Annotated in this window: 16 protein-coding genes; 9 read left to right on the forward strand and 7 right to left on the reverse strand. The window is 52.0% G+C overall.

Annotated features, from left to right (window positions below):
- The first annotated feature begins 148 nt into the window (after positions 1-148).
- On the forward strand, positions 149-1,801 hold the full coding sequence (locus tag KUV22_RS03835) for a hybrid sensor histidine kinase/response regulator (protein WP_222228509.1): 1,653 nt from the start codon (positions 149-151) through the stop codon (positions 1,799-1,801).
- Here the strand turns inward: KUV22_RS03835 and KUV22_RS03840 are convergent.
- Positions 1,779-2,096: a hypothetical protein gene (locus tag KUV22_RS03840; RefSeq protein ID WP_222228511.1), complete on the reverse strand. Its 318-nt coding sequence runs from the start codon at positions 2,094-2,096 to the stop codon at positions 1,779-1,781. The genes KUV22_RS03835 and KUV22_RS03840 overlap by 23 nt on opposite strands.
- A 234-nt stretch (positions 2,097-2,330) precedes the next feature.
- Here KUV22_RS03840 and KUV22_RS03845 point away from each other — a divergent pair, with 234 nt between their 5' ends.
- Together KUV22_RS03845 and KUV22_RS03850 are read left to right on the forward strand one after the other, a co-directional pair.
- Positions 2,331-2,729 carry a YchJ family protein gene (locus KUV22_RS03845; RefSeq protein ID WP_222228513.1) on the forward strand — a complete coding sequence of 133 codons (399 nt, stop codon included), beginning with the start codon at positions 2,331-2,333 and terminating at the stop codon, positions 2,727-2,729.
- Positions 2,730-2,827: 98 nt separating this feature from the next.
- Positions 2,828-3,559, forward strand: a complete 732-nt coding sequence (locus KUV22_RS03850) for a pseudouridine synthase (RefSeq protein ID WP_222228515.1) — start codon at positions 2,828-2,830, stop codon at positions 3,557-3,559.
- Between the two features lie 14 nt (positions 3,560-3,573).
- Here KUV22_RS03850 and KUV22_RS03855 read toward each other — a convergent pair whose 3' ends face one another.
- Together KUV22_RS03855 and KUV22_RS03860 are read right to left on the reverse strand one after the other, a co-directional pair.
- Positions 3,574-5,007, reverse strand: coding sequence for a M14 family metallopeptidase (locus KUV22_RS03855; protein WP_222228517.1), 1,434 nt, complete (start codon positions 5,005-5,007; stop codon positions 3,574-3,576).
- A gap of 88 nt (positions 5,008-5,095) precedes the next feature.
- The gene (locus KUV22_RS03860) at positions 5,096-5,941 is read right to left on the reverse strand and encodes a hypothetical protein (RefSeq protein WP_222228518.1); all 846 of its coding nucleotides are present in this window, start codon (positions 5,939-5,941) and stop codon (positions 5,096-5,098) included.
- 229 nt (positions 5,942-6,170) lie between these two features.
- Here KUV22_RS03860 and KUV22_RS03865 point away from each other — a divergent pair, with 229 nt between their 5' ends.
- Complete coding sequence (locus KUV22_RS03865; protein WP_222228520.1) at positions 6,171-7,175, forward strand: isoaspartyl peptidase/L-asparaginase family protein; 1,005 nt, start codon at positions 6,171-6,173, stop codon at positions 7,173-7,175.
- Between the two features lie 259 nt (positions 7,176-7,434).
- Positions 7,435-8,304: an NAD-dependent epimerase/dehydratase family protein gene (locus tag KUV22_RS03870; RefSeq protein WP_222228522.1), complete on the forward strand. Its 870-nt coding sequence runs from the start codon at positions 7,435-7,437 to the stop codon at positions 8,302-8,304.
- 73 nt (positions 8,305-8,377) lie between these two features.
- On the opposite strand, the gene KUV22_RS03875 is transcribed toward KUV22_RS03870, so the two are convergent.
- Positions 8,378-9,118, reverse strand: a complete 741-nt coding sequence (locus KUV22_RS03875) for a hypothetical protein (RefSeq protein ID WP_222228524.1) — start codon at positions 9,116-9,118, stop codon at positions 8,378-8,380.
- Positions 9,119-9,233: 115 nt separating this feature from the next.
- A complete protein-coding gene (locus KUV22_RS03880) occupies positions 9,234-12,041 on the reverse strand; it encodes a peroxidase family protein (protein WP_222228526.1) in 2,808 nt (935 codons plus the stop codon).
- A gap of 322 nt (positions 12,042-12,363) precedes the next feature.
- On the opposite strand from KUV22_RS03880, the gene KUV22_RS03885 reads away from it, so the two are divergent.
- Positions 12,364-13,050, forward strand: coding sequence for a TetR/AcrR family transcriptional regulator (locus KUV22_RS03885; RefSeq protein WP_222228528.1), 687 nt, complete (start codon positions 12,364-12,366; stop codon positions 13,048-13,050).
- 20 nt (positions 13,051-13,070) lie between these two features.
- On the opposite strand, the gene KUV22_RS03890 is transcribed toward KUV22_RS03885, so the two are convergent.
- A complete protein-coding gene (locus KUV22_RS03890) occupies positions 13,071-13,739 on the reverse strand; it encodes an NAD(P)-dependent oxidoreductase (protein ID WP_222228531.1) in 669 nt (222 codons plus the stop codon).
- A gap of 76 nt (positions 13,740-13,815) precedes the next feature.
- On the reverse strand, positions 13,816-16,419 hold the full coding sequence (locus KUV22_RS03895; RefSeq protein ID WP_222228533.1) for a TonB-dependent receptor: 2,604 nt from the start codon (positions 16,417-16,419) through the stop codon (positions 13,816-13,818).
- Positions 16,420-16,645: 226 nt separating this feature from the next.
- On the opposite strand from KUV22_RS03895, the gene KUV22_RS03900 reads away from it, so the two are divergent.
- From KUV22_RS03900 to KUV22_RS03910, 3 genes are all read left to right on the forward strand, one after another.
- On the forward strand, positions 16,646-17,653 hold the full coding sequence (locus KUV22_RS03900) for a DUF1838 family protein (RefSeq protein WP_222228535.1): 1,008 nt from the start codon (positions 16,646-16,648) through the stop codon (positions 17,651-17,653).
- 50 nt (positions 17,654-17,703) lie between these two features.
- Positions 17,704-19,029 (forward strand): MFS transporter, encoded by a 1,326-nt coding sequence (locus KUV22_RS03905; protein WP_222228537.1) that lies wholly within the window; start codon positions 17,704-17,706, stop codon positions 19,027-19,029.
- A gap of 128 nt (positions 19,030-19,157) precedes the next feature.
- On the forward strand, positions 19,158-20,555 hold the full coding sequence (locus KUV22_RS03910) for an MFS transporter (protein WP_222228539.1): 1,398 nt from the start codon (positions 19,158-19,160) through the stop codon (positions 20,553-20,555).
- Positions 20,556-20,659 lie beyond the last annotated feature (104 nt).

A 20,659-nucleotide genomic window follows, 5' to 3' on the forward strand; every position in this document is an offset into this window, starting at 1 on the left:
ACTGTCGGATTCAACACCAATACTATGCTATCGGCAATACGGGATTGTACGACTGCCCGAAATTGCCGGTTTACTAGACAATTTGTACAGGCCGTGTTGGAATTTAGACGTGGATACAGGAGCTTTCCCCTCACCGCAGGAAGGGCGGATGAATACCAATAAAAGAACAGGGACCAGAACAGAGAGTGCTGCGGCTGACGATGTCGATTTGCCTCAGTCCTCCGAGGAGATGTACGAGGCCCTGCGCAAAAGTGAAGAGCGCTATCGAGAACTGGTCGAACACGCCAACTCCATTATCCTCCGTTGGGATCGCAACGGTTTAATCACCTTCTTTAATGAGTTCGCCCAGCAGTTCTTTGGTTACTCCGAAGAAGAAATCATCGGCAAACACGTGGTTGGGACAATCGTCCCCGCAAATGAAAGTACCGGCCGCGACCTTCGTCCACTTATGGACCACATCTGCAACAACCCCGATGAACACCGCTATAACATCAATGAAAACATCACCAAAGACGGGAACCGGGTCTGGGTAGCCTGGACCAACAAGCTGCTCACCAACGACAATAATGAGCCCATCGGGGTTTTGAGTATTGGCAGTGACATCACCAAACAGCGGCTACTGGAAGAGGAATTGCGGCAGGCACAGAAAATGCAGGCCATCGGGGAATTGGCCGGGGGGATTGCCCATGACTTCAACAATATGGTGCACGGTATCGCAGGCTTTGCAGAAGTCATCCATCAGACCAGCTACGACGCCAAGGTTTCCGAGTACGCCAACCAGATCTTAAACACTGCCCACCACGCAGCCGAACTCACTGAACAGCTACTGACCTTTGCCCGCAAGGGTTCCTATCAAATCAACGAGTGCAATACCCACGACATCGTGCGCGACGTATGTGCGATGCTGAAGCGTACCATCGACCGTCGAATCGAAATTCGCCAGGACCTCCGGGCAAAATCCCCTCACATCAAGGGGGACTCCGCGCAACTAAAAAGTGCCCTGCTCAATCTCGGCATCAATGCCAAGGACGCAATGCTTTCCGGTGGAGAACTGGTGTTCACCACCAGCGATATGACAGTGGAAAATACCCTGTCTATCTCAGACTTCCAGCTGGAACCCGGGCAGTATCTGCGTATCAACGTCAGTGATACCGGCACAGGGATGACGGAAGAAATCCGCCAACGGATATTCGAACCCTTCTTCACCACCAAGGCCAGTGGTCGCGGTGCCGGGCTCGGACTCGCCGCGGTCTACGGCACCATCCACCTACATAAAGGCGCTATTCGATGCCACTCGGAGCTGGGCGAAGGCACCTGCTTTGACCTTTACCTGCCAATTATTCAAAACAAGGTAAGTCGTAAAAACACCAAGAAACCCGTGCCCTGCGGGAAACCCATTCACATAATGCTGGTGGATGATGAAGCCATCGTGCGGAATTATTCAAAGACCCTGTTTGAAATGCATGGCCACCAAGTGACTACATTCGCTTCAGCACCGGAAGCCATCGAATACTACAAGCACAATTTTGTTGCGGTCGATCTGATACTGCTGGATATGATCATGCCGGACATGGACGGCCAGCAGCTATTTGCCGAACTCAAACAGATCAACCCGACAATCAAGGCAATATTGTCGACCGGTTACAGTGTGGAAAGTAAGGTGCAGGAGCTCCTGGCAGATGGGATTCTGGACTGTATCAAGAAGCCATTTACCTACGAGCAGCTGGAGCAACGCATAGCAATGCTCTTTAGCGACGAGGAAAAGTCACCTGTGCCCGCTAGTAGTGAACAATCTTTATGATTTTTTCTCCGTTATCACACTCCCCGATAATCTCGGGCTTGGAGATGAGTGACCCGGCCTGGACCACCACATTGGATGGGTAGGAAACAAAGCAGGCTAAATTGAAATTAACCGCCCAATTACAGCGGATAATGCCATCGTCTTCTTCATAGAAGCGTTCCTGACAAAAACTCAAATAGGGACTCTGCCCTCCCCCCGGCTGCCCCTGGCCAACCGCTTCCTTATCATCATCTGCATTCGCCGCCAGCGACCACAGCCCAGCAAATAACGTACACGATATTGCCAAACTACTCATGGACAACTTACCGTTGCGCCCCATAGGCAAACCTCTCGGCCATTCACCAAATCGACAACAGATAGGACCCATCCACGCTTTCGTGGATATCTGAGATTAAGCGTAGCAGCTCTGGCGGGCTTTTCATTAGACCGGCACAGACATACACTCGCCATCGCACAATTCGCATACTACTGACCGTAAAGTCGGCGTAGCGACTGTTATGATGTTCGTCCGTCCAGATATGAATCAGCCATGACTACACCCAGCACCCAGACACCCTCAACGTGCCCTTGCGGTTCAGGTAAAGCCTTCGCCCAGTGTTGCGACCTTTATCTGTCGGGGAAAACCTATCCAAACAACGCCGAGTCCCTGATGCGCAGCCGTTACAGCGCTTATGTGACCGGCAACCTGCCGTACCTGAAAAAAAGCTGGCACCCAGACACCTACCCGGGGCTTAGCGAGCAGGATCTACACACGAAGTGGCTACGGTTGGAAGTTGTTAAGGCAAAAAAGGGGCTGAAGAAATCGGTAGTCGAATTTAAGGCGTGGTTTGAAGATGACGATGCGGAACACGCCTTGCACGAGATATCGTTGTTCAAGCTCTACAAGAAGCGTTGGGTGTATGTGGAACCGCTGGAAAGCTGGGACTGATCGAACCAACAGTTTTGCTGTACAGCCGCCTTTTGCCTTACGCGACACCCGGCAACCTATACTCCCAGTAATCGCACATTCCGGTACCTCTCCTCCCGATGACCCCCGAACTGATTTTCGAAGACGACCACCTGATTGCCGCCTATAAACCGGAGGGGTGGCTGGTGCACCGTTCAGATATCGATAAGCATGAAGATCGCATCCTGCTGCAATATCTTCGTGATCTGGTAGGTCAACACCTCTACCCGGTACATAGGCTGGACAAACCAACCTCCGGGGTCATCGTGTTTGGCAAGAGCGGAGATGCCGCGGCAAAGTTGCAAGCACAGCTAGACAGTGACACCTCCGTAAAGCAATACCTGGCGGTGTGCCGGGGGTTTTGTCCCGAACAGGGGGTTATCGACCATCCGCTGCCCCCAGTTGCGGACTTTAAACACCAGCGTAAACGGCCGAAGAGCGAATTACCTCGCCAGGAGGCCATCACCCATTTCCGGCGTGTTGATACCGTGGAGCTGCCGTTTGCCGTGGATCGCTACCCCAGCAGCCGCTACTCCCTGGTACAGGTTGAACTGGTCACTGGACGGCGCCATCAGATTCGCCGACATTTTAAACACCTGTCCCACCCGTTGATTGGCTGTCCGAAATACGGCAAGTCCACCCACAATCGTTTTTTTGCGGAGCAACTGCATTGCGCACGGTTGCTACTACACGCCTATCGGCTGTCGATTCAACACCCTGTTTTGGCGGAAAGACTGGAATTAGTCGCGGCACCTCGAGGATGCTTTATGTCGCTGATTGATCAGTTTGGCTGGCAACTGCCAGCCAACTGACAAACGCGCAACTTCTATTTCCCGCGCTGAAATTCTCTTACTTCTATCAGTTCGCCATCCAGAATGGCCGCCTTAACACCATTGGCATCGGCAAGTAGAAAGGTCGCATTTCGGCGTCTAGCGGGCAGTTCACCCTGCAACCGCTGCGGGTTTACCACCACGGGTAGTTGAGTCTCTTTGACCAGCAGCGCCTCGTCTCCTTCGAAGTAGGCTACCCCTTCACGGAGCAGCGCCAAATAGCGCTCATCAGTAAGCTCGAGTGGTGTTTCCTCATCCAGTAAAAATGCCTTGGGCATCTGATACCGGGCGCCGTCCGCATCGTAGTCCAGGAATCCAGCCAAATTAGATAGATCACCCACATCCGCAACCGAGGTCTGCCCGTAACGCTTACGAATTGCCAAATCCGTGCGGTATGTAAAATCACCTTGCCCGGCACGTACATTGCGAATCTTAAGATCGACTAACGCATCGTCTTCATTCAGCGGAATAGCGTCATAAGTCGCGCGCGAAGCGGACAAATAGGATCCGGAAGCAATACTGTCGATAGCCGTAACCAGCATTTCAAAATTCATGTGCCGCGCAACCTGCCGATTGGGATCATTCGGATGCGCGCCGGATTCAATCAAGATGGTGCTGATCCCCATCTCAGAAAAGGTATCGCCAAAAGCACGCCAGGCGTAGGTGTCGTCATAGCGACCAATATTGGCACCAATGGCCGGCTGAATTTTCTCGACCATGACGCTGATCAGCTGCATCGCGTTCCCGCGACTCTCATTAATGTCTCGGTGCACATTGAATGCAGGCGCCAAAACCGAGATCGTCGCCGCCTCACCACTGTCCCCCACACCGTAGTAACTGCCCTGATCGTGAAGGTTGAAGCCGAATTGTGGTTTGAAATCTTTCGCCAATTGCATCAGCACCCGTCCCTCGGGTGACTGCAGTGCTTTGGCATCGCGATTGATGTCAAAACTCTGCGCATTGTGCCGCGAGTTGCGCTCAGCACCATCGGGGTTCAGCATCGGTACAATCAGCAAGCTAAGCTTGTCCATCCACTGGTCACGCCATGCTGCCTGTTCCGGTGCGGTAATGTAATTCAATAAATCAAATAGAGCAGGAGTTGCTGTGGGTTCGTCGCCATGCATCTGTGACCACAGCATTACCCGGGTCGCCCCCTTACCGAGTGCAATACTGTATAGCGGCCGCTTTTGGTAGGACTCGCCGACTTGCTCTACGGTGAGCAATGGCTCCTGCCGAAGCCCTTCAATCAGCGGCAATATGTCCGACTGACGAATAACAGGCTGGTCTAGCCCGGAGATCTTATATTTTTGATAGGTTTCCATTTCAATCACGCTCTCACCCCGCTCGGCATCTCTGTCACTTTCGACACCTGTAACTTGCTCCTTCTTTGTACACCCAGAAAGCAAGATGCCAGTCAACGCCAGCGACACGCAGGCCAATTGCCAAGCCCGAGAATTGAAATATGTTGTTCTCACTTCGTCCCCCAAATGCCATCGTTTATTCGTACTGACACCGCAGCTAACGGCCATCAGCCGCCACCGGCCACCAACCGATATTTACCGGTCGTTCATTGGTAAATTCGGTGTAATCACGTCGTAAATCAAACGTTTGCGTGTTGTATGGGCGCTGGATGATCAGCGCATCGTGCAAACACCAGCCGGCACCCTCCGCACACCCGGAATCGACTTCCAACGCTAGATATTGAAATATGCCCGGGTAGCGCACTGCCATCGCCTGCATGTCCGCATTGTTAGACGAGCGACTTTCGGTCACTATGTCTTTCGCCGCCACCGCCAGCGCCCGTTCAATCAATTGCAATGCAGGCGACCCCAGAGCCAAATCGCCTCCCACAAGGCCCTCACCAGAACCCCCATCAAGGTTTATATAGGTAACGGCATTTATAAAGCGGGCTCGCAGGGCCGAATGAGCCGCCACCTGATTTAGCCATTGATGAGCCGGAAAACTGCCGCTGGAATGTGCGACAAGCACAATGCGCCGTATCGATGGATCGTTACCCAGTCTGTCGATGCTGGCGGCGATCGGTAACTCCCGCTCTTCATAGAAAACACTTTGCGGCCCAGCAAATACCCAGGCCAAATTCACCGCACGGACCGCCGGCTGCTGAAGCAAGGCGGAACCCCAGCGCTCGGCCCATTCTCGCTCAACGGAGTAGCCGGGAAACAGAACCAGTAAGATGCCCTCTTCCGCGGAGTGCCCGCGGGTTTGTGACCAGAGCGGATCCAGCGGCTGCCAATTCGCTTCTTGTGCTGGCTCAACCGGCTCATGATCGACGCTTTCCGCAACCAGCGGGGCGGTAGGAACCAACAATATCCAAAGCAGCACCTTGTGCAAAATTCGACACATAAGAACCCTTCCTCTCTCCCCTGCTCCAGGGGCGCTCCCGCTCACGTCACACGCAAGTCCGAAAACAAACCACAAATGTCGCTAAGGTCAATAAGCTCAGGTAAGGTAACCACAGGTCGCACGGCAAGAGAAACCACCACCTATCACTACCGCCGATAGGTGAAGCCAGCGTATGAGACCAGGTAAGTCGCCTCGGGGCTACCGGGGTAATCCACCAGAGTTGAAAACTATGAAAAACCTACTGCTTTTCGTCTTTCTATTCGTTGCCGCCCCAGCCTGGGCCGAGAAATTTGGGCTGGTGCTCCACGGTGGCGCTGGCACCATCACCCGCGCCAAGCTCACCGACAAACAGGAGTCCGAAATTCGCGCAAAACTGGCAGAAGCCCGGGATGCCGGTTACAAGGTTTTGGAGAAAGGTGGCTCCTCCATCGAAGCCGTCACCGCCGCCATCATCATTCTGGAAGATTCCCCACTGTTTAACGCCGGGAAAGGTGCGGTGTACACCTATGACGGCCAGCATGAATTGGATGCTTCGATAATGGATGGCAGCAATCGTAATGCGGGTGCCGTCGCAGGGGTAAAAACAGTCAGGAATCCTATCCTGGCTGCACAAGCCGTTATGACCCAGTCTGACCACGTCATGCTCGCAGGGTCAGGGGCTGACGCCTTCGCTCGCCATGTGAAGTTGCCGCAAGTAGAAAACAGCTATTTCGATACCGAATTCCGCCTGCAGCAGCTTGAGAAAGCGAAGCAGAAAATGGAGGCCGAGGGTACCTCCTTCAATATTAAGAATAGCGACTACAAATACGGCACCGTAGGGGTTGCCGCACTGGACAAGGATGGCAACCTCGCCGCCGGCACCTCCACCGGTGGTATGACCGCAAAACGCTGGGGGCGTGTGGGTGACTCTCCCATCATTGGTGCTGGCACCTGGGCAGACAACAATAGCTGTGCCGTATCCGCTACCGGTCATGGGGAATACTTTATCCGTTACCACGTCGCTGCAGATATCTGTAGCAGAAAGCTGTATCGCGAGCTACCGCTGACCACCGCCGCCCGCGAAGTGATCCAAGATATCCTGCTTCCCGCAGGAGGCACCGGTGGCATCGTCGCGATGGATCGTGACGGCAATATCGCAATGGAGTTCAATACCGAGGGCGTGTACCGGGCCTGGCGTCTGTCGGACAAGACCTCAGGTGTGGCAATTTACGACGACGAGATGAAATCTCCCTGAACAACCCCCAAGTATCGACAACGGGTTACGCGCATCGTAACCCATTCGTTCAAACCGTCGCACGGCAGGCACTTAAGATAGGCTCAGCCACTGTTAAACAGCGCAGCCTGTCGCGCCTTTCCTCGCTCTCTTTGACCCCGCAACCTTGAATTGATTTTCGTCAATGTACACATCAAGTGGCTCACTAGTATCACTATAAACACCACGCGCAAGCTGTCTCACGCCTGTTGGTGAAAATACAATTCAATTGGAGGCAGTTATGAAAATTCTCATACTAGGCATGGGCCATGTTGGGCGAGCGCTTGGTAGCAGCTTACGTGCACAGGGGCATCAGGTAATCGGCACCACCACAAACCCCGAAAAAATTGATGAATTGAAGCAATTTGCCGACGGCGTGGCTGTATTAAAGGGGCACGAAGCAGATAAAGTCGCACTTGCCGCTACGGGGTGCGATGCAATCATTGTGACCGTCGCACCCAACGTTAAAAATACCCGCACGCTCGACGAGCGCCACCGTCACTACCACCAGACCCTGGTCGATACCTGCCAGAACGCGGCAGCCAACTGCGAACGACTAATATTCCTGTCCTCCTTTTCAGTTTATGGCGATGGCGGTGAAGGTAGTGATGCAATTACCGAACAAACGCCAACCGGTAATCACGAAGAGCCCTCTTCCCGCTACTATCAGGAAGCGGAGCAGGCCATTCTTTCTCGCAGCGGTGGTTGTGTACTGCGCTTCCCGGATATGTACGGTGCCCCTGGCGATCTATCCTTTCCCCAGCGGGTAAAACTCGCCCATAGTTATTTTGATGGAAAGGCGATATTTGGTGCAAACGCGCTACTCTATGCAATTCATTTTGAAGATGTGGTAGCAGCGGTCACGCACGTGGTAACGGCAGGACTGAAAGGTATTTATAACGTATGTGACAATGAACGGATACCAGCTACAAACAAGACCGTGTTTGATGCAATTTGTGAAGCAGAGGGGCTATCTCCACTCGAATTTACCGGGCACATCAAGGCGCCCACACGCAAGATTTCCGCCGCTCGGATCTATTCCACTGGCTATCGCGTGAAGCATGGTGACCCGAATGCACACTATATCGCTCACACAAAAACAGAAGCATAAACGCACCTATTAATAATTTGGATATTCGTCGCGGCGCAGTATAGCGCCGCGCTCCCCTACCCTTCAGCTCCAATCAAAGCATTGTTGCCTGCTCAATTCTCTGGGTCAGCTCCTCGCCAAACAGCATAACGACCTTATCCCGGTCTGGGTCAGCTTCAATAATGGCCTGCATAATGCGCTCGCGACGTAACTTGCGGGCGAGTGTTTCGGCTGGCTCGTTCTTTTCCGGGCTCGCGCACATATCAAGCCAATCCGCGAGATAGGCCTGTGCATAGCGAGAAAAATCTGGCAAATGCTCGGGGGCAACACCATAGGCGAGCAGGAAATATGGAGAACAACAAGCTCGCATATGTGCCATCCGCGAGGCCTCAATTGCTTCGACGGGCTTATCAAATCGAGCCTCGCGATACGCACTTTCCACTCTGCGATAGTGCCTCTTAAAGTAATCAAGATTCATCATTACATCTAGATCAGGATAAAGATCTATCGATATTTGGCTACCCTTTGGATTAAGCATTCCTTCGAAGCTAAATCGAGGTATATTCAGCTCCGGCTTCGGAATCACATGAATATTGAAGTAGCGCATTCCAGGCATCATCGTTAACGACATAAACGCCGCCTTCTCGATCAAGCCGCTATTGTGCGTATATACCCGGGCGAAGCCCATTTCCGTACCCTGCAGATTCTTAAGTGCCGCAAGATCCGCAAATTCGTCACTCAACTGTAGCCCCAACGCAGACACGATATGCTCTTCAAACTCCGTTGCAAATTCGTCAATCACTCGAGTCTCAGAACCAGCTTCCACCATTTCCATAATGAAATCCTATAATTTGTGACCTGATACAAACGAAAAAGGGGTGCCCAAGGGGCACCCATATACTTCAAGCAGCCTCTATTTACTAGACAACAACACTAGCAAATTCTTTCTCCTAATTGCGCACGGGAGGCGGGTAGGCACTCGGGCCCGGAGAAGGCGCCGCACCATCAACCCACTCCCCGAACAAACCACCTGCGAGGAAATTCTTACCATCACTGGTACACCAACGCTCGACCTCTTCAACATTCAGAGGCGCACCGAAGGGGAAGCCGTAAACCTTGTCACGGGTATGAATAAAGCCCTGGCGACAGGTACCTACCGCAGGCATTACCGCCTGAGGACCAAACTGGAAGTTCACATGTTGTGGTTCCAGAACGTCCGGGCATAGCTGCTCACCATAAGGTCTAGCTGCGCCAAGGAATACGGACTGGAAAGGCGTTACATCAGGGATACCGTCACCGGTAATATCACCGTCGAAGGATGATACTTCACAGGCATCACGCGAGTAGCTCTCAGAACACGCTACAAAAGTACTGGCCAGGCTGGCATCCTCTGGATTATCCAGATTCGGATAGAATCCAGCGTGCACACAAGCACCAGCTTCGTAGGTGATTTGCTCGATCGCCGGGTCTACCAAGAATGCATTGATATATCCATTACCATCGGGGGTGCCAAGATCCGACTTTTGCAGTGCACAACCCGGCTCACCAACCCCACAAGCAGTCTGAATAAACACATCCGCCATAGATACAGATTTGATCTCTGCGAGAGTATCCGCATCGTCCGCATAGTAGAGCTCATACCAGAAACGGTCGGCACTGCGCTTCAGATTGAATTCTCTGGCAATCATTCGTGCCATGGTAGGCGGCAACGGCGAACCATCTACCTTGTCTTCCGCCAACAAACCAAGTAAACCCTCGACGTTATAGACCTTGCGGTAACGCGAACGAAGCTCTTCAGCCACTTCGAGATCCGAAGTGATTTCCAGGAAACACTCGATGGGGTCGTCTGGGTAGAGCAAGTGCCATACACGGCAGCCATCATCGTCGCTGCTTTTCTGATAGATTGTTTTTCCGAGATATTCACCACGCAGACGGTTGAAGTCAGGAACCCCCACCTCACGTGCAGAACGGATATCAATTGCCGCCAAATCAATGCCCGCGTTGATCATACTTTGCGCAGCAACAACGTCCCGGACACTGTCTTCATAAATAAGGTCAATGTTAGCGGTAACCGTTCGGCTCATAGAGCGAATGACGTTGGCGATACCCATACCCTGAGTACTGTGCAGCGCGACGTGGTTTGCTACCGTAAACGGTGGATTTGGACCACTCTGAGAAAGGCCCGGCACATTCTGGGTTCCGAACTCAGGGATAAAGCTCCGGTTTACTACGTCAACAAACTCTGCCACCGGCGGAGCCTGGGGATCCGAATAATCAAGCACCACGTGTGGCGCAATCACATTCTGACCGTTCTCATCGTAAATTAAGAACTCTTTGGGCACAGAACTATGGGCGTAGCGGAAAGCAGAGTTCCACATATTGGTATTACTATCCGGATTCACATCGTCTGCGTAACCGCTGTACTCACCGATCAGGCCATCAAACTGCGACCCGAACAGCGCGGGTAGATACTCATCAAACAAAATATGCTGGTAAACACCGACCACATATCGACGGGCTTTCTGAAACAAGAACTCGTCGGCCTCTTCCGGTGCCATACCGGCGATGTCACCCGAATACTTGAGCGCCATTTGGTCCGCAACACGATTGTGATAGCGGTGGAACGCCAGATGGAAGGTTAATAGTTGCAGGTTCTCGGAAGCCCGGTCATCGCCGGAAAGGAACTCGTCTTGTGGATTGAATGCACGGGTCGGATCATTTGGCCGCGGGTGCGCTGGGATCTTTTCAGCCGTGGGTAGGAATTCGTACAAGTCCGCCTTCAGCTCCGGATTTGGACGATACAAAACAGTTTTTGCATCCGCTCCCACATAATCGTAGGTTGCAAGTTTACCCCCACCAACGGGAATACGTGGCCCGAACGGGTCCTGCGGGTTCGCTTTGGAACGCAGATCTGCGTTTACCGCTGCCGAATCACCGTAGATCTGTGAAAGGTCGAGCCAACTATTAATGCGGTTGCGAATTTCTTTACGGCCGTCATACACCTCATAGATTGCATCTGGGTGTACGATGACAGGGCTAGAAACAGAACCAGTAAAGGGCAAGAGCGGATTGCGCGAAAACATGATACGTGCGATTTCGTTCTCGGGCGCATCCGGATACAGCACAGGGATACCTGGAACCCCATTACTGTCGATGTAGTCCTGCGCCATTTCTATCGAAATATCTCGTGTTGGAATCTTGCTGGCACAAGGTACAAACTGGAAAAATTCATCAAACTGCGGCAAGCACTTTGACGGGTCACTCGGGTGTACACCCAACCATTGGTAGATATCAGCACTGCGGGGATTCTGGGGGTCTGTACCAAAAATTAGCCGCGGTACGGTATCGGTATAATACGGGTGAGATAATCGATCGCGGTCGATCTTCGACGCATCATGGGTAACGAACTGCCCCATCCATAAAACATTGTGAGAAAGCAGTGAGTCACTATTCAGTGAAACACCCGTTTTATTCGCCATCAGATGGTTACTGATCTCGCGTTCATTGATAGCTTCTGCGCTCAGTCCCTTCTCCTCAATCCAGGGAGAAGTGCCATCTTCCGCGTACTCACTACCTTCCGATCCATGCGTATACAGTCGGTCAGCTGCCCCCCACTCGGTCTCAGCCAGGTTATTGCAGGTCCCGTCGTAAGACTGGACGGCACTAGCATCACAGCTTTCCCCCGTATTACCTGACACCGAGTACGCATACACACTGACCACAGCTGCGATCCCGGCGACTACTAATGATTTGTTCATTATTCTCATAGCAGACTCCAAAATTTTTATGCCGAATCCAGCCCGCAATTTCGCGCACTGAAATTCATTGAGATCACCAGACCACAGCAATAGCAAGACACACCTCTGGTGACTTGAAAGTCAATACAATTGACTTCAAAGTCACTATAGGTGGTAAGATTGCAGCAAGAAATGACATTTATCAAAAGATATTTTCCCAGGTCGAGTAGCGCGCCACCCTGTCAATAACGGGATATTGACCACAGAAAGAATGTGGAATAAAACAGGTATCAATTGCGATGTGACACTGGCCCGAAGAACAAAACTAACTTGATTTAGCGTTATGACTAGAGAATCCGATAATTCGACCCCCACCAAACCAGCACGCGCTAAAAAGAGAGCACCAGCTCCTAGGCGAGAGAATACGAAACGCAACCGCCCGGCAACCGAACAGTTGTTAATCGACACTTGTGAACGATTATTGGTTCGCGACGGCCCTGACGGGATCGGTGTCAACAGTGTTGTAGAAGAAGCCGGCGTGGGTAAGGAATTGATCTACCGCTACTTTGGAGGGCTCCCGGGCTTAGTCAAAGCCTGGATCGAGCGCAGTGCCAACTGGCCTACCGCAGAAGAACTCATTGGCGGGGATATCCCGGCTTTTGCAGAGTTATCGGTCAAGGAACAGTTTAGGCTGGTCCAGCATAACTACATTGCGGCACTGCGTGAAAGGCCCGTCATCACGCGAATCATGGCCAGTGAGTTGATGCACCCTAGCGAGATCACCGTCATCCTTGAGGATGCGAGTGATCGTATTGCACGCGAATTGACCGAGATTTTTCGAGAAATCGATACCGACCACAAAGAGGATCTGGTTTCCCTTGCCTTCGTCTTTTATTGCATGACAAATTACTTGTGTATGCGGGAAGTCGCCAGCCCTAACTGCTTTGGCATGGACCTAACCAAGAATTCCAGCTGGAAGCGCATCGCCAAGGTCACCGATATGCTGGTAGATCGATTCCTTGACGATTAAGTGCAAATAAAGGGTTCGGGTTAATACGAAATTTGGTAAGCACGACCAATGGACTGATCATCCTGTACCAGCTGCAAAAGCGCGCGAGCAGTATCACCCGTCGATACTTTCCACCGGATACGTGTGGCGGCCGGTCTTCCCTGCCAGATCTGGTATGGCCGGGTCACGTCCTTACCCAAAAGTTGCGGCGGCCGTAGAATAGTCCAGTCGAGATCGGATTGCTTTACTAACGTCTCTTGCACCTCTTTGTCACGCAGTACGTAAGGGAGGATAAATCGGGTAACCAGAGCCACAACCCAATTGCCCTGCCCACGACTTTCCCCGACGCCCAGAGAAGAGATCATCAGTAATCGCCGCAGCCCCCTCTCTTTCATCGCACGAATGATATTCGCCGTACCATCCGCCAGTGGTGTTTCATTCGTTTTATGAAAAATGCCAAGTGTCAGTACGACCGCATCATGCGTACCTTCAAATGCCTGTGCGACACTTTCCATATCATGAATATCAACATAGACTTTACGCAACCTCTGATGCTCTATATCAATAGCTGTCAGATTTCGCGCACACGCAGTTATGAAATACCCATTTTCCAGAGCCTGTTTTACAAAGTGCTTCCCTGTTCTTCCAGACGCCCCAAATACGATGAGCTTCTGGGCTTCCTCTCCAATTCCTTCTACCAGCTTATCCATAGCTCTTTACCACCAATAAAAATGCCAGGAGACAGAGCTGCGGCACCTCGCAGCCTGCCCTCCTGGCATAGTGGGTTTAGAAGTCGTAGCTAACGGTGGCCCCATATGACGGTCCCATACCGGTAGCGATAATCATCTTGTTAAACTGGCTCAAGACGAAAACACCCCCGACGTACTCTTCGTCGAGAACATTTTTACCCCAGATATTGAATCGCCAGTTCTCCGGTGCTGACAGAGAGACATTAGCATTCGTAATCACCCTATCCCCGGTATGCGCCAAATTCAGGGGCGTAATATATTGCTCAGACTGGTAGTTTGTATCGAGACGCGCCAGAAGTGACCAACCATCAAAGACTTCCGCTTGATAGTTGACTCCCAGGCTGGCCTGCCACTCCGAGGTGCGTGCCAACTGGTTTCCCCCTACTTCAGGGTCACCACAAGCCACGGGCTGATCCGGAGTGGCCATAATCGGCTGGAGACAGCCACTGTTAATAAAGAGTGCGCCCTCTTCATACTCCACACCATCGTCATACTCGGGGTTTGCCCATGCCATGGCGAAATCAGTGCTCCAGTTATCGCCAAGTAGCCAGCGACCGTCAATTTCAAAGCCGATTGACTCTGCATCACCGGTGTTAGCAATCAGGATAGTATCCCCCACCGTACCGGTGGTTGGCGCCTGCGAAGTCTGCAAGTCTTCCCAGTCGATCATGTAGAGCGCCGCATTCAGCTGAAAGGCACCATTGAGGAAGGTATTTTTACTACCAAATTCATAGGTCCAATTTTGCTCTTCGTCATAAGTGAGCTTGGCTACGTCATTGGTATTATTAAACCCTCCAGACTTAACCCCCATCGCCGCAGATACATATACAAACTGATCAGGGTTTACCTGGTACTCAGCGGTTAAGCGTGGGGTGAAATAATGGAAGGTTTCTTGGTCTTCAGGAATTACTACACCAGAAAACGGGAGGCTTGCAGGGACACCGAAGCCATCGGTCAAGCGCTTAATGCCTTTATCTTCCTCGGTGTAACGCATTTCTGCACGCAGTGTGAGATTCTCACTTGGCGAGTACGCCGCCTCAGCGAACAAGGCAAATACATTGTCGTCAAACAACGTATGCTTTGACTCAGCTCCGTGCCACATTCCGAGACGCTGTGAAACCGGGTCGGGCGCCGCCATCAGCGGGGAACCCACACTGCCATCTGCTGGAAGACTACACGCTTCCTCTCCAAATATTCCGTAATCGAAACCCGCGTTAAACGTGGAGCACAGAGGCATATACAGGGTCAGGTCATAGCTTTCATCATCGATGCTACTGTAATAGATACCGGCACCACCTTCCCACGCGTCACCATCGAAATTCACGCGCAACTCGTGCGAATCACTCTCTAGCGTGGAAACAGGCCGGCCACTAAAACTATTGGTATATGCGATCTGCGGAACGACCTGCATACCACCGCCAGGAATTGGGAACATTAGCGTATCCCAAGTAGTACCAACACCGGTGAGTGGATCCCGATCTGCAGAGCCGCCATTAGTCAGCGAGTCACTGCCGGACCGGCCATACAAGTAGGAGAACGAAACGCGATCACTAAGATCATAATTCAACGCAAGGCTGGCAACGTCGGTTTCCGCTACGGCGCCAATTGAACGGGGGTCCACCGTGATTGCGTTATGTCCGGTATCGTCAGGAGCAAAAGGCGCTAAAACATTATCCGTCGCGGTAGTGGGAGCTGAGGGCACCTCGCCGCACCACCAGCTATTCGCGGTCATTGGAAACCCGAGGAATGACATGCGGGTTACCGGATTACAGTTCATATCACTATATGCAGTAAAGCCCCAGGCATTATTGGCAACACCAGTCATCACATAATAAGGCTGTGACTCACGCTCAATTTCGGCGCGATAATAGTCCAGTTTTACTTCCAGGTTTTCCGACGGACGTAATTCCAGTGCGACGGAAATCGTCTGATCTTCCCAGCCCCCGAGCTTGCCATTGGTATGCGGACCCGGCACATCTGCGTCCGCAAATGGATGCGCATTCCGCGTATGACCATCATAAGTCGAATCGGCAATATTGATCTTGCCATATAGTAAATCTTCGATAATCGGTCCACTGACCAGTGCCTTTATATCCCGGCGCTCATCGGAGCCTGCCGTTACCGAGACACTTGCCTCCAGCGAATCGGTGGCAGGGCTAGTAATGTAATTCACCGCACCGGCGAACGCGTTACGGCCATACATAGCGCTCTGCGGTCCCTTGACCACTTCGATACGCTCCATATCAACCAAGCCGAAATTCATCATGCTCTGCCGCTGCAGGTGAATACCGTTCAAGAAGAAGGCCACGTTTTGCGTCCGCGCAGTGGTGAACGTTTGGGCCATCCCCCGAATTACCGCATTCCCGTTTGTACCGCTGGTAGAGAACCCCTCGTAGGTAAAGCCAGAAGTAGCCGCAGCAATGTCTTCTAGACCCGAGTAGGCCCGTTGCTGGATTTCTTCCGATGTTACTGGGGAGATGGAAATTGGAACCTCTTGCAGGCTCTCACTCCGTCGGCGGGCAGTCACGACGACTTCTTCGATACCCTCTACGGATTCGCTCGATGACTGAGCAAGAATTTCGACCGGTGTAATACTCACTGCTACCGCGGCAGCCAGTGCATGTTTCTTAAAGCTATACATCCCAATGCTCCTCTTCTTATAAAAATCGGAACCTCATGTGGGGCATAAAGCAAAACTTCGGCTAAATGCGTCACCTTGTGACTTCAGGTTCACAAATTATTGACTTGTCCAACGCATAACGCAATACTCGATTGAAAATTTATTTCGCATATCTTTAAAACACCGTCTTGCAGTTACAGATTTCACGGCAAATATCGAATGGGAACCATTCAAAGGGCTGAGTATCATGAGCGACTTCTCGAATTTATTGCGGCGGTTTCTGCGAAAAAATGACAAATATCAATTTTCTCCGCGGAGCCAGATTCCACTCACCGCAAAACCTCTCGACTGGAATGACGCCAAAGACAACCTTTATGCATTTGGAAAGTTGTGGGCAACCTATGACGACAAGCCGGTATTTTCAGCTTTTCATGGCTTGATGTTTGGCCTGGTTGGCACCCAAAGGGCGAAGCCATTATTTGGCTACTGCGGTCTCGGGCAGTTTCAGGCGCGCTTGTTAGCCAACGGTAATGTGAGACTTAGGGGAAAAGAAACCGGGTACTTCTACGACCCAGCGAACGGAAAGATACTACGAGACTGGTTAAACTCCTATACCGGAGAACGCGTCGAAGTTTATAACTTTCTCAACGATCGGATTCGCGGCGAACTCACACCGGTGATGCCCAAGTTTAATATGGGAGACGGTGACGATCCCCCTACCCTAATGAATGAAGCCACCGCGATCGTGAACGAAGATGGCTCTGTTCCATTTATCCTTCCGTGGCAGCAGTTTGGGAACAATATCACGCTCGAATGGGATTATACGCATCGCTACCGCAACCCTGTGACACCAGAACTCTGGCCCAAAGCGAGTACAGGGACCTATATAAATCCTTCCGAGCACTTCACCTTTTCATCACCGCTGCACGAAATGTTGGATCGGGATATCCCTTCAGCCTCGTTCTCTTCCGGTTTTTCCAGAATTTCACCATGGTGGCCATGGATGAAGATGGGCCAAAGCGGCATCGATGGAGTGCTTTTTGGGCGAATGAATTCACACAAGTCGAATAACGGATATGCGGATATCCCGCGTTCGGTATTGGAATATACGGAGAAGTATCACCCGGAATATCTAGAGCCCTGCATCGATTGGGATGATGGTTTTCCAATCGGAACCTGGGAGGCATATGCGAGAGATGTTGCCCCTGAGATAGACAAAGAAGCCCAAGACAACAAAGAAGTATTTAGTGATTAAAACGATATAAATACTAACAAACCAGATCATTGCCATCGGGATATAAAAACATGAAAACATCACGATTTCTTTGGCTGAATTTATCGCAAAACACAATACCCCGACACATCATCACATTTTATGTGGCGAGCTTCCTGTTGATTGCAATGGGCACCTTCGCACCGCAAATGTTCGGTTATTTGTTTATCGAGTTCCTTAATATTCCGGAATCGGAGCATGGCCGTCTAGCGGGTGATTTGGGCTTTTGGGGGGAAATTGCCTTAATGATTTCCCTTCTGATATTTGGCCCAATGGCGGACAGGCGCGGTCGACGCGTGGTAATGGTCATTGGATTTTTGCTGACTGCCGTAGGCCTATTTGCGTTCCCGTTGTCCGATTCGTATGCCGGAGTGCTATTGGCCAGAATCATCTGCGCCTGTGGCTTAGCCGCCATAACCTGTATTGTGGTGATGCTCATCGGAGACTACTTTTCAGATGAATCACGTGGCAAAGCAGCAGGTATTCAAGGTTTTATGAATGGCCTTGGTGCCGTATTCACAATTTTTCTTTTGTTGCGCCTGCCAAGCATCTTTCAATCGCAAGGCTATGACCCTATCGTCGCGGGAACCCTGGCATACGCTGCGGGCGCTGCCTTATGTATTGTTGCCGCCATATATATGTGGTTTGGCCTTCGCCGTGACTGGCCAACTTCTGCTCAAAAAAAGCAGCCAGCACTACAGCAATTGAAGCAAGGCTTTGCCGCGGCGAAAGACCCAGCGATTGCTCTCGCGTATGGCGCATCGTTCGTTGCCCGTGGAAACCTGGCAATTGTCGGTACCTTCTTTGCTCTTTGGGGCACCAACTACGGAACACAGGTCATGGACCTGGAAACTTCCGAGGCACTAAAGAAAGCGGCAAATATGGTGGTGATCGCTCAGGGCACGGCGCTAATGACCGCACCGCTATTCGGCATAATGGCGGACAAGCTCAATCGCGTCAGCGCTCTGGTTGTTGCCCTACTGATTTCTGCTCTGGGCTACATGGCGACCGGATTCGTTTCAGACCCCTTCAGCCAAGCCATGATGATTTGCGCGGTGTTTATTGGGATGGGTGAAGTGGGCTGTATTATCGCCAGCGGCGTATTGATTAACGAGCGCTCTTCCGAATCTCTTCGCGGCCCAATTGTTGCGGTGTTCAATTTTACCGGGGCTTTGGGGATCTTAATCGCAACCAAGGTGGGTGGTTACCTGTTCGACGGTTGGCGTGAATCCGGCCCGTTCGTATTGTTTGGTATTTTCGCGCTCATGGTCGCACTTTGGGCGCTGGCCTTGCGTTTACGCACATCTGAACCGGTAGCGGCACCCATCACAACACTGGAAAGCGACCCACAGGCATAGCCTGTGGGCGCGTTATATCACGCGATTAACAGGAAATTCGCCCGCACAAATTACCGGTTTTGAACCAAACTCTGTAAGCCTCATCTACTACGTCCGACAATCATTTGCGACACCCCAGGCGACAGAGCATGGCAGACACCAAAACCCCACTGACTAGATCACAGTTTCTTGGCCTGATGGCCCTTACGTTTGCCATCTTCCTGATTGCCAATGACTTTACCGCTTTCTCTGTGGCACTGCCCGCCATGGAGAAAGAATTCCACTCTGACATTACCACGACGCAGTGGGTTATAAATGGTTACGCTCTGGTATTCGGCGTATTGATTATTTCCGGCGGACGCCTGGCGGATATGTTTGGGCGCCGACGTATGTTCTTTCTCGGCACCTTTATCTTTTGTGTATTTTCTCTGCTTGGCGGCCTGGCGGTCGACATTTCGACGCTACTCGTGTCGCGTGCATTAATGGGTATTGGCGCGGCAATGATCTGGCCGGCGGTGCTCGGGATGACCTACCAAATCATGCCCGACGATCGCGCAGGCCTCGCCGGAGGACTGATCATGACGGTGTGCGGTATTGCCAACGCCATTGGCCCACTGCTTGGGGGCACACTCACCGATTACCTGAGTTGGCGCTGGATTTTCTTTATCAATCTACCCATTGCCGCGCTCGCCCTGTTTGTCTGCTGGAAAGAAATCCCGGACGAGCGCCCCGAAAACAATAATGAGCGTATCGACTACCGCGGTGTTGCCAGCCTCTCCCTGTCACTGTTTGGCCTGCTGCTGGCCCTGGATATGGTGGTAGACGTAGGCTTCAAAAGCCCCCTGATTATCGGTTTGCTCAGCGGTTTTCTCATCTTTATGGCCATTTTCCTGCACGTTGAGAAACGCGCGGGAATGAACGCGCTGATTCCCGAAGATGTTGCAAGCAACCGCAAGTTCTTTGCCGCAGGCCTCGCGACATTACTGCTATCCGTGGTGTTCTTCGCGGCGCTGTTGTATATCCCACAGTTCCTTACAAAAGTCCGTGATTACTCCGCCATGCGTGCGGGCGCGGGCCTGCTGCCGATGATGGTCACCTTCGGCCTCATGTCGTTTATCTCCGGGCATTTGTATGAAAAGCTGGGGGCGAAAATGATCGTTTCGGCGGGGGCGATCTGTCTGGGAGGTGGCATGTATTTGCTCTCCCATTTAACCAAAGATACCCAGTATTCTTCCCTGATCTTTGGCATGGTGGTGCTGGGTGCCGGCATCGGCCTGTTCTACTCGACCATCACAACCGCCGCCATCACCGTGGTACATCCGAGTCGCGCGAGTCTCGCCGGTGCCATCCTGTATATGTTCCAGATTGCCGGCGGTGCCATCGGGCTCGGCATGAATACCACAATCGTGGCTATGGCACCCGATATTGCCACCGGGATCGACCGTGCGTTTACCGTTAACGCTTATCTCGCGCTGGCCGGGCTAATTGTGTGCCTGCTGTATGTGGGTGGAGAGCGCGGAAAGCCCGACCCGAAGCCCATCCAATAAGCATCACTGCGACCGTTGACTACCCAATCTCTGCTCTGGGTATGGCGTACAACCTCGAAATAGTCGCGGCGCCATATACCAATCCGATCCAACAGCCGCCCCGT

This window comes from Microbulbifer agarilyticus (genome assembly GCF_019800665.1).
Lineage (GTDB): Bacteria > Pseudomonadota > Gammaproteobacteria > Pseudomonadales > Cellvibrionaceae > Microbulbifer > Microbulbifer agarilyticus_C.